Source organism: Streptococcus sp. AM43-2AT (assembly GCF_003603405.1).
GTDB lineage: Bacteria > Bacillota > Bacilli > Lactobacillales > Streptococcaceae > Streptococcus > Streptococcus ilei.
Genome location: NZ_QTND01000003.1, coordinates 23,461 through 36,076 on the forward strand (window position 1 = coordinate 23,461; position 12,616 = coordinate 36,076).

12 protein-coding genes are annotated in these 12,616 nt (G+C 43.4%); 2 read left to right on the forward strand and 10 right to left on the reverse strand.

What is annotated here, in order from left to right:
- Positions 1-7: 7 nt before the first annotated feature.
- Positions 8-535 (reverse strand): DUF1273 domain-containing protein, encoded by a 528-nt coding sequence (locus tag DW930_RS07055; RefSeq protein ID WP_023022337.1) that lies wholly within the window; start codon positions 533-535, stop codon positions 8-10.
- 66 nt (positions 536-601) lie between these two features.
- Here DW930_RS07055 and recU point away from each other — a divergent pair, with 66 nt between their 5' ends.
- Positions 602-1,195 (forward strand): Holliday junction resolvase RecU, encoded by a 594-nt coding sequence (recU, locus tag DW930_RS07060; protein ID WP_023022335.1) that lies wholly within the window; start codon positions 602-604, stop codon positions 1,193-1,195.
- Complete coding sequence (gene pbp1a / locus DW930_RS07065) at positions 1,196-3,310, forward strand: penicillin-binding protein PBP1A (protein ID WP_123159648.1); 2,115 nt, start codon at positions 1,196-1,198, stop codon at positions 3,308-3,310.
- 211 nt (positions 3,311-3,521) lie between these two features.
- Here pbp1a and pepC read toward each other — a convergent pair whose 3' ends face one another.
- From pepC to DW930_RS07110, 9 genes are all read right to left on the reverse strand, one after another.
- Positions 3,522-4,859: an aminopeptidase C gene (gene pepC, locus DW930_RS07070; RefSeq protein ID WP_023022331.1), complete on the reverse strand. Its 1,338-nt coding sequence runs from the start codon at positions 4,857-4,859 to the stop codon at positions 3,522-3,524.
- Between the two features lie 68 nt (positions 4,860-4,927).
- Positions 4,928-5,479 (reverse strand): GNAT family N-acetyltransferase, encoded by a 552-nt coding sequence (locus tag DW930_RS07075; RefSeq protein ID WP_123159649.1) that lies wholly within the window; start codon positions 5,477-5,479, stop codon positions 4,928-4,930.
- 56 nt (positions 5,480-5,535) lie between these two features.
- Entirely contained in the window at positions 5,536-6,360 is an 825-nt protein-coding gene (gene nadE / locus DW930_RS07080) for an ammonia-dependent NAD(+) synthetase (RefSeq protein ID WP_123159650.1), read from the reverse strand.
- The gene (locus DW930_RS07085) at positions 6,357-7,814 is read right to left on the reverse strand and encodes a nicotinate phosphoribosyltransferase (protein ID WP_123159761.1); all 1,458 of its coding nucleotides are present in this window, start codon (positions 7,812-7,814) and stop codon (positions 6,357-6,359) included. Before DW930_RS07085 ends, nadE begins: the two co-directional genes overlap by 4 nt.
- A gap of 197 nt (positions 7,815-8,011) precedes the next feature.
- The gene (gene trxB / locus DW930_RS07090; RefSeq protein WP_123159651.1) at positions 8,012-8,926 is read right to left on the reverse strand and encodes a thioredoxin-disulfide reductase; all 915 of its coding nucleotides are present in this window, start codon (positions 8,924-8,926) and stop codon (positions 8,012-8,014) included.
- A gap of 58 nt (positions 8,927-8,984) precedes the next feature.
- Positions 8,985-9,212 (reverse strand): DUF4059 family protein, encoded by a 228-nt coding sequence (locus tag DW930_RS07095; protein ID WP_023022322.1) that lies wholly within the window; start codon positions 9,210-9,212, stop codon positions 8,985-8,987.
- A gap of 191 nt (positions 9,213-9,403) precedes the next feature.
- Positions 9,404-10,147, reverse strand: coding sequence for an amino acid ABC transporter ATP-binding protein (locus DW930_RS07100; RefSeq protein ID WP_123159652.1), 744 nt, complete (start codon positions 10,145-10,147; stop codon positions 9,404-9,406).
- The gene (locus tag DW930_RS07105) at positions 10,144-10,950 is read right to left on the reverse strand and encodes an amino acid ABC transporter permease (protein WP_123159653.1); all 807 of its coding nucleotides are present in this window, start codon (positions 10,948-10,950) and stop codon (positions 10,144-10,146) included. Before DW930_RS07105 ends, DW930_RS07100 begins: the two co-directional genes overlap by 4 nt.
- 224 nt (positions 10,951-11,174) lie before the next feature.
- Positions 11,175-12,518 carry a DEAD/DEAH box helicase gene (locus DW930_RS07110; protein ID WP_123159654.1) on the reverse strand — a complete coding sequence of 448 codons (1,344 nt, stop codon included), beginning with the start codon at positions 12,516-12,518 and terminating at the stop codon, positions 11,175-11,177.
- Between the last annotated feature and the right edge of the window lie 98 nt (positions 12,519-12,616).

The following is a 12,616-nucleotide window of genomic DNA, read 5'->3' on the forward strand; positions in this document are numbered from 1 at the left end:
AAACCACTTATTTTTCGTAAATTTTTTCTGCTACTTCATTCAAGTCATCAAAGTTTAATCTTTTGACATGATACTGATCCATTTCTAGCATCATTTTGTAAAGATATTTGAGATTTGTTTCATGATCTGGATCATAAAATAAATAAGCAGCATCTGTATTTTCTAACAAAAATGTATTGTATTCTTTGAACTGACCTGGCTGGCTATAAGAGGGATAGGCATACTTGACAAAATCAACCTGTTTAAAGCGACTAAGGACTTCTTGATTGGCCTCATTCCAGTTCTCTCCTTGGTTTTCAAACATAAAAATCGTGGCCAACTGTATCTCGTAATCTTTTCTTAATTCCTGAGCAACCTCTAAGGCCCAAGCTTCAAAACCTAGATTCCCCGTGAAAATTAACCACTTGACTCCCTCTTCCAAAAAACGGACTAAATCCCTGCGAATCGCCTCTTTAATGATTGGTAGTCTAGGATCCTTAGCTGTCAGAATTCCCAATTCAAATGCCTTATAACCTGTAATCAGTAAACTATTCATTATTTCCCCTCCCTTCTTCTTTTTGTGATATAATAGAGTGATGTAATTGTACCAATAAGGAGAATTATGGTCAACTATCCTCACAAACTTAGCAAGAAATCTTCTTCGCCCATCCAGAGGAAGCAAAGTGTAAACTTTGCCAATCGGGGGATGACATTTGAAAAAATGATTAATGAGAGCAATCACTACTACCTTTCCAGAGGGCTAGCGGTTATTCATAAAAAGCCGACCCCCATCCAGATTGTAAAGGTAGACTATCCTCATCGCAGTCGGGCAAAGATTGTAGAAGCTTATTTTCGCCAGGCGTCTACTACAGACTATTCTGGTGTTTACAAGGGACACTACATTGATTTTGAAGCAAAAGAGACTCAGCAGAAACAATCCATGCCGATGAAAAACTTTCATCAGCACCAGATTGATCACATGGCTGCAGTCCTTCAACAGGGAGGAATTTGTTTTGTGCTCTTGCATTTTGCAAAGCTCAATGAGACCTATCTACTGCCCGCTCCTTCCTTAATCGACTTTTACAACATTGATCACGGCAGTAAATCTATGCCCTTGACCTTTATACAGGAAAACGGTTATCGTATCGAGACAGATCGCCTTCCAAGCGTCCCTTATCTCGATATTATCGAACAGAATCTACTAGGCGGTAATTAAATGAACAAACAAACAGTTATCCAGTGGTTAAAATATGCGGCGATTGCAGCTATTTCCTTATTTTTCCTTTTACTTATCCTGGGTGGATTGGTATTTGGATATTATGCTGCAAAAGCACCGACTCTTTCTGAGAAAGACCTGGTCGCAACGACATCCAGTAAAATCTATGACAATCAAAACAATCTGATTGCAGACTTGGGTGCTGAAAAACGAATTAATGTAAAAACAAATGAAATCCCAATCGACTTGGTCAACGCGATTGTGGCGATTGAAGACCATCGCTTTTTCAACCACAGAGGGATAGACTTTATTCGTATCGGGGGAGCCTTCTTCAGCAACCTCCGAGGAGGGCGCCAAGGAGGATCTACTCTCACACAGCAGTTGATCAAGCTCACTTACTTCTCTACTTCTTCGGCCGACCAAACCTTATCTCGGAAAATCCAAGAAGCTTGGCTTGCTACTCAATTGGAACAAAAAGCAACCAAACAAGAGATTTTGACCTACTACATCAACAAAGTTTACATGTCTAACGGAAACTACGGGATGCAAACAGCTGCTCGTAGCTACTATGCAAAAGACTTAAAGGATCTTTCTCTTCCACAAGTAGCCCTATTGGCTGGAATGCCTCAGGCACCGAACCAATATGACCCTTATACCAATCCGGAAGCTGCTCTCCAACGCCGAAATCTAGTTCTCAAAGAAATGTTGGACATGAAGTCTATTTCAAATGAGCAGTACGAAAGTGCCGTCAATACACCTGTTACAGATGGCTTACAAAGTCTAACTGGCTCAAGCAACTATCCAGCTTATATGGATAACTACCTCAAAGAAGTCATCCAACAAGTCGAAGAAGAGACAGGCTACAATGTCTTGACAACTGGTATGGATGTCTATACCAACGTCGATACCGCAGCTCAAAAACGTCTTTGGGATATTTACAATTCTGACGAATATGTCAATTATCCAGATAATGAGTTGCAAGTTGCTTCTACTATCATCGACGTGACAAACGGAAAAGTCATTGCTCAGTTGGGATCCCGTCATCAGTCATCTAATGTATCCTTCGGTACCAACCAAGCAGTCGAAACGAACCGAGATTGGGGTTCTACAATGAAACCTATCTCAGACTATGCTCCCGCGATTGAACATGAAGAATATAGCTCCACTGGAGTAACCATTCCTGATACACCGTACAACTTCCCAGGTACAAATACACAAATTTATAACTGGGATAGACAGTACTATGGCAATATCAGCATGGTTTATGCTCTCCAACAATCTCGTAACGTCACTGCAGTCCGGGCTCTTGAAAAGGTTGGTTTGAAGAAAGCTCAGAAATTCTTAAGCAACATGGGAATCAATTATCCAGAAATGGTGTATGCAAATGCCATCTCAAGTAACACGAGTGACTCTAGCAACAAATACGGGGCTAGCAGCGAGAAAATGGCTGCTGCTTATGCAACCTTCGCCAATGGAGGGACCTATTACAAACCTCAATATGTGAATCGGGTTGTCTTTAGCGATGGTACAACGAAGAACTTTGAAACCTCTGGAACAAGAGTGATGAAAGAAACCACGGCTTACATGATGACAGATATGTTGAAATCGGTTATCACAGCTGGTCTAGGATACAATGCGAATATCCCTGGCCTTTATCATGCTGGTAAAACTGGTACTTCTAACTATGCAGACAATGAATTGAAGAAACTCACAAAAGAGTACAGATATTCAAGCATTGTGACACCAGACGAATCATTTGTAGGATATACAACTCAGTATGCTATGGCTGTTTGGACAGGATATACCAACCGCTTGACCCCAGTTCTGGACGATGGAATCAAAGTTGCAACAGATGTTTATAAACAAATGATGCTATACTTATATGAACAATACGATTCTGGTGGAACAGATTGGATTCAACCAAGTGGTATTTACCGTAGTGGTTCTTATCTCTACCTTAACAACGGTAAGAACAACAATTACTACTATTATGAGCCAAGCTATACAGTTGAAGAAACGAGTGAATCAACAGAGGAAAGCTCTAGTTCATCTAGCTCAGAGGAAAATTCTGAACATACAGAATCATCTTCTAAAGAGAATGAGCAAAATCATTAATTAGACTACACGATATAAATAAAGAGGCTAGGACAAAAGTCCTAGCCTCTCAATTTTCTTTGGATTGTCGAGCAAGACGCAGTGGTTGAGTGGGCTCTACTACGCTGATTTCATCAGCTTTTACAGCCCTACTCAACTGTGCGGAGGTGGGACGACGAAATCGAATTCTAACCAATTACCGATTTCTGTCCCACTCTCTTTTCAATTCAACTTACTTAGAAGCCAAGGCCCCCATCGGATCCCATGGAGCCAAGACAATCGGTTCTGCCTCATAAGCAGCCAATTCTTCGGCTGTCAACAGTGCCTTGCGGACGACGATTTGGTAGGTGTATTCATCCATCCAGGCATCGGAAGCTACAAAGTAACCATCTGTTCCCACTTTTTCTCCCCAAGAATTCTCAACCTTCCATTTGAGAGGGCGTCCAGCTTCGTCCAGGTCCACACCAGTCAAGACCATAGCATGGGTCATGAGACTTTCTGCATAATCCAAACGCCCTGCCTTATCTTGAGTCAGCTGGATATCCATTCCCGCTTCAAAGTCGTAGACATCTGTTGCAAGGATTCCAGCTTTGCGGTTGCTGACTTGGCCGACATCCGATCCAAACCAAACAGTTTCCCCGGCTTTCATTTGGGCAATAGCCAATTCTTTCAAACGCTCCATCGGAACATTGAGGTAGCGGACTTCACGGCTACCGACCACATTCCCAAGCATTTCAACCGTATAGGACTGACCATAAGGCTTATCTGCCGTAGGCGCATTGATAACAGAAACGTAGTCCTCCAACTGAAGATCCACATATTTTTTGTAAAAGCTTTGAGGCGTCAATCCAGCTTCTGTATGGTAGTTGTTGTCCTTATCGCGGTAAGAGAAACTAAATGTACGAGGAGGCAAGCCCAGAGACATAGCCAAGAAATTAAAGATTTCTTGTAGAAGCTCTTCTTTCTTGCTCTGAACCGTCGCTTGATCTGCACCACTTGCAAGCAAATCGCGAAGGATTTGAGCATCTTGGCGCAACAATTTGTTTAAGTAGGTATTGAGCTCTCGGCTATTGCTAGAAGAGATGGATTCTGGATAAACAGACTTAGGTACGACCCCATACTTTTCAAAGAGGGAAACAACCATATCCCATTGGCCACCATCTTGTTGAGGGGTTTGAAGGAGGAAAGCCACCTTGCGACTGGTCAGTTCCTGATCCGCTGTCGCAATGATTTGCTCCAAGAACCAGTTGGATTTTTCGTACTTATCCCAGAAGAAGGTATGAGCTTGAGACAACTCAAAATCCTCTAATTGGAAGTTTGAGATCATCTTGTGGCGGAAGGTATTTAAGGCCGCAAACATCCAGCAACGACCAGAAGCTTTCTGGTCTGTTACTTTGTCCTTGGTTAAATCAAGAGAAAAGACGGGCGTGTTTTCTACTGCGCTTTTGCGTGTCTCCAAAGCTGCATGAATCCCATTGTGGGTGATGGCATTTTCGAGAGCCGCAAATTTCACATTTGCTTGGTAATTTGCATAAAGTTGATCTGTAAATTCTTGTGTTAATTCTGACATAAGATTCTCCTTTGTAAAGCTACTTACCATTATAGACCATTGACCAAAATCTTCAAGTAAAAATTGTTTTAAAGGTCAGAAGAATGGATCGTGTAGATGATTTGATCTCCGACATAGTCTTTTCTAGCGACAGCATTTGGGAGAGTTTCAAGATAATGCATTCCAGCTTTTGCCATGACCCTTCCTGAAGCAGGGTTCAAACTGACATACTTGGCCTGAACTTCCTTGAATCCCACTTCTACCAACAAAAAGTGTAAAACCGCTTGGAGGGCTTCTGTCATCAGACCTTGACCCCAGAATTTTTTTCCTAGAATATAGCCAACTTCACATATTTCTTTTTGTGAATCCTGGGAAACGACACTGATATCTCCTATCACTTGTGCGGGATTATCTTTTTTGCAAATTGCCCACTTGTAGCTATTTTCCTCTTGGTACTGACGGAGCCACCTTTCGATCGAAGCCCGAGTCACTTTAGGATTTGGATGAGGATCCCAAGTCACATATGTAAGATTATCTGTGTCAGACGCCCAATTTTCAAACATTGCCTTTGCATCCTCTAAACCAAAGCGTCTTAATAATAAACGATTGGTCTCCAGTTCAATAGAACCCAATTTTCTCATCCTCTTTCCTCCTATCTGTTTAAAAAAAGTCGGCTCAACCGACTTTTTCTTTCTTATCAACGCCAGAAGGTATCAAATACTGTAATTGGTAAATGGCGTTTGTGTTGGCCTTTGTGCCACCAGCTTTCAATGGTTGCTTGAGCTTCTGGGCTAACGGATTTCCCTTCTAGGTAGTCATCAATTTCTGCATAGGTCACTCCAAGAGCTACTTCATCAGCGATGCCAGGCTTTTCCTCTTCCAAATCGGCAATCGGTACCTTCTCATACAAGGCTGGATCAGCTCCCAGTGCCTGAAGCAACTGCTTGCCTTGGCGCTTGTTGAGGCGATAGAGAGGAAGGATATCGGCTCCGCCATCTCCAAACTTGGTAAAGAAACCAGTGATATTTTCGGCCGCATGATCTGTCCCAATGACGGCTCCGCTATAGGCACCCGCTAAGGCATACTGAGCAATCATCCGGCTCCGCGCCTTGATATTGCCCTTGTTAAAGTCTGAGACATCCGTTCCTGTCGCTTCCACAGCACGTTCCATGGCATCGACCGATTCCTTGATGTTCACGACTAGGCTGACATCTGGCTGGATGAAGGCTAAGGCCTTTTGGGCATCTGCTTCATCCGCTTGAACACCGTAAGGCAAGCGGACAGCAACAAACTGATAGCTGGCATCTCCAGTCTCGCTCCGCATTTCCTCCATGGCCAATTGAGCCAGGCGACCAGCTAGGGTAGAGTCCTGTCCTCCTGAAATTCCTAAGACAAAGGTCTTCAGAAAGGGATGTTTTTGCAAGTAGTCCTTCAAAAAATCAATCGACCGACGAATCTCTTCTTGAGGATCAATGACCGGCTTGACCCCTAATTGAGCAATAATGTCTTCTTGTAAGCTCATTCCTCATCACCTCCCAAGGCTTTCTGACGCATCTGATCAATCAGATCCATCTTATCTTGCCATACGTCCTTGGCCAAGTCCACTGGGTAATGTTGCGGGTTGAGGACACGTTTGTACTCATCCCAGAGCTTATCGAATTCCTTCCGAGCATAGGCTTGGATATCCATCAAAGCTGGCAATTCATAGACTTGTTCCCCATCTTTAAAAATGTCAACCAAGAGTGGGATGGCATCAAAATCACGAACCGTCTTCTTGATATAGGTGTAGGTCGGATGGAACATCTTGATTTCTGTCAGTTCATTGACATCGACTCCATCGTAAGTAATGTAATCTCCTTCAGATTTGCCCTTTTCCCGACTGGTAATACGCCAAACTTGTTTCTTCCCTGGAGTTGAGACCTTCTCAGCATTATTAGACAGCTTGATGGTATTCCGCATTTGGCCATTTTCGTCTTCGATAGACACAATCTTATAGACTGCTCCGAGGGCTGGTTGGTCATAGGCTGTGATCAGCTTGGTTCCAACACCCCAGACATCAATCTTAGCCTTTTGCATCTTCAAGTTGAGGATAGTGTTTTCATCCAAATCATTTGAGGCATAGATCTTCGCTTCTGTGAAACCAGCTTCATCCAACTGCTGGCGAACTTTTTTCGAGATGTAGGCAATATCTCCAGAATCAATCCGCACGCCTAGGAAGTTGATACGATCTCCCATCTCGCGCGCCACCTGAATAGCAGCTGGAACTCCGATGCGTAGCGTATCATAGGTATCCACTAGGAAGACACAGTTGCGATGGGTCTCAGCATAGGCCTTAAAAGCTTTGTAATCATCACCATAGACCTGCACCAAGGCATGGGCATGGGTCCCAAGAACTGGAATATCAAAGAGTTTTCCTGCACGAACGTTACTGGTCCCACTAGCACCTCCAATAACGGCTGCACGGGTTCCCCAAATGGCCGCATCCATTTCTTGCGCCCTGCGAGTTCCGAACTCCATCAACGGTTCGTCCTCAATAACAGACTTAATCCGAGCTGCTTTTGTGGCGATCAAGGTTTGGAAATTAACAATATTGAGGAGGGCTGTTTCGACCAGTTGACACTGGGCAAGCGGTCCTTCTACTTGAACGATTGGCTCATTGGCAAAGACCAGGTCCCCTTCTTTGGCAGAACGAACGGTCAATTCCATTTTGAAATTTTTCAAGTAGTCTAGGAAGGCTCCTTCATAGCCCAAGGATTCTAAGTAGGCAATATCTGACTCAGAAAAACGTAGATTCTTCAAATAGTTGACAAGGCGCTCAAGACCCGCAAAGACGGCATAGCCATTTTTAAAGGGTTGCTGGCGGAAGTAGGCCTCGAATACTGCCTTTTTATTGTGGATGCCTTGCTCAAAGTAAACCTGCATCATATTGATTTGGTACAAATCAGTGTGGAGAGTTAAACTATCATCTGGGTACATTTTTGATCCCTCTTCTTTTTTCTTACGTCGTGGCACCAGTCACGCTCCTTCAACTGGCACAGTCCAAAATAATTTTAAACACATTATAGCATATTTTAAGCAGGACCACATGAGTTTAATCCGGGCTAAGCCTCATTTTTCATCGTAAAAAAGAAGGGCTATCCGTCTCTTTCCATCAGACGAACATCCCTTCTTTCTTATTCTTCGTGTTCAGTAATATATTTATAGGCTTCTTGACCGGCAACAGCGCCGTCCCCAACAGCTGTGGTGACCTGGCGAAGATCTTTTTGACGGACATCTCCAACCGCAAAGACACCAGGCACTGAGGTTTTCATGTGATCATCTGTAATCACCCAACCCTGATCGTCTAGAATACCGAGGTCTTTAGCAAAATCACTGACAGGATCCAAGCCCACATAGATGAAGGCGCCACCTGCTGCTTGCTCGCGGACTTGACCTGTTTGAACATCTTTTAAGACCAGGCTGGTCACACGGTTGTCCCCTTTGATTTCTTCGACCACTGTATTCCAAGCAAGGTGAATCTTTTCATTGGCAAAAGCCCGGTCTTGAAGAACTTTTTGGGCACGTAGGGCATCGCGGCGGTGAACAATGGTAACAGACTTAGCAAACTGAGTCAGGAAGATTGCCTCTTCAACCGCTGAGTCCCCTCCACCAACAACCATGAGGTCTTCATCACGGAAGAAGGCCCCATCACAGACGGCACAATAAGAAACTCCACGACTATTCAATTCTTCTTCACCTGGAACTCCCAACAAGCGATGGTTAGAACCTGTCGCAATAATAACGGTCTTGGCTTGAAGGAGGCCATCATCTGTCGTAATTTCCTTGTAGCTTCCTTGATCAACAATGTTTTCGGCTCTGCCGAACAAGTGTTCCACACCTAGTACTTCTAAAGGCTCGAACATTTTTTCTGCCAATTCAGGTCCACTGATATTAGCATAGCCTGGATAATTCTCGATATCGGACGTGTTGTTCATCTGTCCGCCAGGAATTCCTGCTTCTAACAAGGCAACCTTGAGATTGCTACGGGCTGCATACAAGGCAGCAGTCATTCCAGCTGGGCCTGCGCCGATAATCAGTGTATCATACATAAGCTTCTCCTTTTGTTGTAACTATCTTGATTCTAACTCCAGTTGAACCATTTTGCAATTATCTTGCTCGAAGAATAAACAGAACTCCAATGACTGCAAAGGTAAGGACTGGAATTGTCATAATATCAATTAATAAAATATCATAGAGGTGTAACTGGCGTTCCTTAGCTGTTTTATCCGTCTTACGAGCCGCTCGCAAGCCTATCCAAACAGCTGAAGCAGCAAACACCCCAACTGAAGTGATGATTAAGCTCTCAATATAGAGAGATAGCAATTGGTTTAACATAAGATCTCCTTAGTATCCAAAATCGGAATGAGGGGACGAGATGCCACTTCGTTTCGTTAACAGTTGGTCAACCTAAAACACCTATCTATGCGGAAAAGTAGACTACTAATCATCTTCTCCTGAGGCACCTACTCAAAGAAAAATCCGAGTCTGAAACATCGCGTTCCAGACTCGAGCTCTTATATATTATATCAAACAAATGTTCGTTTGTAACTAGCAAAGAATTCTTTTGTCCGCTCTTCTTTAGGGGCATTCATGATTTCTTCTGGTGTCCCAGTTTCAATAATTTTCCCCTTATCAAGGAACAAAACCTTATCTGCCACCTGAGAAACAAAGCTCATATCATGGCTAACCAAAATCATGGTTTGCCCTGCTTGAGCTGCGGCTGCGATGGCTTTTTCTACCTCTCCGACCAATTCTGGATCAAGGGCTGAGGTTGGTTCATCCAACAAGAGGACTTCAGGCTTCATTGCTAGGGCACGCGCCAAGGCCACCCGTTGTTTCTGCCCCCCTGATAAATGGCGAGGGTAATGGCTTTCGCGGTCCGACAAACCGACTTTTGCGAGTTCTTCTTTGGCAATCTTGGTTGCTTCTTGGTCAGATAAGCCTTTAACGACTACCAATCCTTCCTTAACATTATCCAGAGCTGTCTTGCGACTGAAGAGATTGAATTGTTGAAAGACCATGGCTAACTTTCTTCGAAGGGTTAGGATCTCATCCTTACTGATCGTTTCAAAGTCTACCTTCTCTCCATTAATCTCAATACTGCCACTATCTGGAGCTTCCAAATAGTTCAAGCTTCTCAAGAAAGTTGATTTCCCTGCCCCAGAAGAACCAATCAAGGCAACAACTTCCCCTTTTTGAATTTCCAAATCAAGATGGTCTAGGACCACTTGACCTGAAAAGGATTTTGATAATTGTGAAATCCGAATCATGCTGCTCTTTCCTCCTCTTGCAAGGTTTGGGTTACGACTTGTGGATCTTTGATAGAGAGGACCTGTTCGATCCAGCGACCCAATTGTTCAATCAAAATATTGATAACCCAGTAAATCAATGAAACAGAGATAAAGCGTTCAAAGTAACGACTGTCATTCCCCGACATAATCTTGGCTTGGGCAAAGATTTCCAAAACACCTGCATAAAAGGCCAGAGAAGTCCCCTTGGTCAAACCAATCAAAGAGTTGATCAAGGTCGGAGTCGCCACCACGGCTGCATTTGGAATAATAATCCGACGATAAACTTGGGCATTAGTCATGCCGAGACTCTTCGCTGCTTCGATTTCACCCGCATCAACAGATAAAATCGCTGCCCGAATGGTCTCACTGGCATAGGCTGCCTCATTGAAGGCAAAGGCCACAATGACAAATAAATGGGCTGGTACATCATTGATATTAAAGGCTGTCCCATATTGTTGGTTAATGGCCTTCAATAGGAGCGGGATTCCATAATAGGTCAGCATCAACTGAACCAAAATTGGTGTTCCTCTTAAAAAACTCACAAACAAAGCTTGGATCGGGTAAAGGATTTTTACCCGATTGATTTTGACAATGGCAAACAATAGGGCTAGCAATAGACCAAAAAAGGCTCCTGCCAAGGTTAACAAAATCGTATTGGGAAGCTCTTTTAAAATTCCGGGAATAGCTTCAAAAACGACGCGTAGGTTAAAGATTTCTCCTTCTGGTATCCATTTTAAAAACTGTTCGTACCAGCCAGACGCCAAATAAGTAGTTGTAAACATCTTCGTTACTTCCTCCCTCAATAATGAATCATTCTATCATATTTACAGTTAAAATGCTGAGTTTTGCTATTGATTGTTCGTAAATCATGCTCAAGGTATCATGCACTAGCAAGCAACACTCTCCCTTAGGAGCAAAAAAATAGACTATCTATAGATAGTCTATCACAAAATAAATCAGCGACCAAATAGTTAATTTTTATGGAAATCTTTAAATTTCTTTATCACTAAAAGGTTTGGCGTTTAGCCTTTCTTTCTGCCCGACCACGAGCACGATTCTCAGCCCTCTTGGCTTTCCGGCGTTTTTCGTCCACGGCCCATTTGATTTTTTTCTTGTAGCCTGGTTTGATTTTTTTCTTTTTCTTCTTGACCAAGCCAATCATCTCAATATCGAGTTTTTCTTGGCGCTTTTCGCGATTAGCCCGACGATCCCGGTCATAGGTATCCTCGATAGCTCCAGCCTTCAAGACCTTAGGGACAAACTGGATGCCCAATTTCTCAAGCTCTCGAATATCTGAGTCATCACTCGGTTGATAAAGAGTGATAGCTGTACCAGGAAGGCCATTCCGACCAGTCCGGCCAACGCGGTGGACAAAGAAGGACAAATCTTGTGGAATGGCATCGTTGATGACATGACTGACCCCTTCAATATCAATCCCACGCGCTGCCAAATCTGTCGCAACGATATATTCAAAATCCAGGTTTTTGACTTGGTTCATGATTCGCTTACGCTCCCGTGGAGGAACCCCTCCGTGGATTTTAGCGACTTTAAGGCCCTTTTCTAGCAAATAAGCATGCAAATCGTCCGCTCTGTCCTTGGTATTTACAAAGATCATAGCCAGATAAGGTTGAAGAGCCTGCGTCAGTTGATAAATCTGCTCGTTTTTGTCGCGCCCTTTTGTCGATACCAACCAGTTATCAATGGTGTCCGAGATCACCGTTTTGGTTTTGATCTGCTCCATGACAGGGTTAGACAAATATTTCTTCAAGAAGGGTTGTAACTTTTGCGGAATCGTAGCAGAGAAGACCAAAAACTGAAGCTTCTTTGGAAGACTGGATGCAATCTTGTCTACCGTCGTCAAAAAGCCCATATCGAGAGTCATATCCGCCTCATCAACCACAAAAGTGTGAGCCTTATGAATAGCCAAGTCTCCAGAAGCGACCAAATCATAGATCCGTCCAGGTGTCCCAATGACAATATGGGGTTGGGCTACTTGGAGCTTATCGATTTGACGAGCCTTATCAGTTCCGCCAACATAGTTAGCAATCCGAATTTCCTTTTCACAGTGGCTAGCAATCTGACGAGCCGCTTGGTAAATCTGTGTGGCCAATTCCCGACTAGGTGCTGTGATGACCACTTCGACATTACTACTATCCTCATTTAAGGTTTGAAAAATTGGCAAGAGGAAAGTATGGGTCTTCCCTGATCCTGTTTTGGATTCGCCGACTAAGTCACGCCCTGCTAATACAATCGGAATGAGTTTTTCTTGAACTTCTGTTGCTTCGATAAAATTAATCTCTTTTAAGGCCTCTTGGATATAGTCCTTAAACTTAAAATCTGTAAATTTCATTCTCTTATCCTTTCATCATCTCTACTATTATATCAGAAAAGTCTTCTTCCCGCTCTTCTTTTGGACAGCAATTCCTAGCAAGCGAAAAAGGTTGAGAT

Excerpts from the sequence above, each read along its gene's own strand:
- trxB (WP_123159651.1), bottom strand. The coding sequence starts at position 8,926 with ATGTATGATACACTGATTATCGGCGCAGGCCCAGCTGGAATGACTGCT.
- pbp1a (WP_123159648.1), top strand. The coding sequence starts at position 1,196 with ATGAACAAACAAACAGTTATCCAGTGGTTAAAATATGCGGCGATTGCA.
- DW930_RS07110 (WP_123159654.1), bottom strand. The coding sequence starts at position 12,518 with ATGAAATTTACAGATTTTAAGTTTAAGGACTATATCCAAGAGGCCTTA.
- DW930_RS07105 (WP_123159653.1), bottom strand. The coding sequence starts at position 10,950 with ATGTTTACAACTACTTATTTGGCGTCTGGCTGGTACGAACAGTTTTTA.
- DW930_RS07075 (WP_123159649.1), bottom strand. The coding sequence starts at position 5,479 with ATGAGAAAATTGGGTTCTATTGAACTGGAGACCAATCGTTTATTATTA.
- nadE (WP_123159650.1), bottom strand. The coding sequence starts at position 6,360 with ATGAGCTTACAAGAAGACATTATTGCTCAATTAGGGGTCAAGCCGGTC.
- DW930_RS07085 (WP_123159761.1), bottom strand. The coding sequence starts at position 7,814 with ATGTACCCAGATGATAGTTTAACTCTCCACACTGATTTGTACCAAATC.
- DW930_RS07100 (WP_123159652.1), bottom strand. The coding sequence starts at position 10,147 with ATGATTCGGATTTCACAATTATCAAAATCCTTTTCAGGTCAAGTGGTC.
- pepC (WP_023022331.1), bottom strand. The coding sequence starts at position 4,859 with ATGTCAGAATTAACACAAGAATTTACAGATCAACTTTATGCAAATTAC.
- recU (WP_023022335.1), top strand. The coding sequence starts at position 602 with ATGGTCAACTATCCTCACAAACTTAGCAAGAAATCTTCTTCGCCCATC.
- DW930_RS07095 (WP_023022322.1), bottom strand. The coding sequence starts at position 9,212 with ATGTTAAACCAATTGCTATCTCTCTATATTGAGAGCTTAATCATCACT.
- DW930_RS07055 (WP_023022337.1), bottom strand. The coding sequence starts at position 535 with ATGAATAGTTTACTGATTACAGGTTATAAGGCATTTGAATTGGGAATT.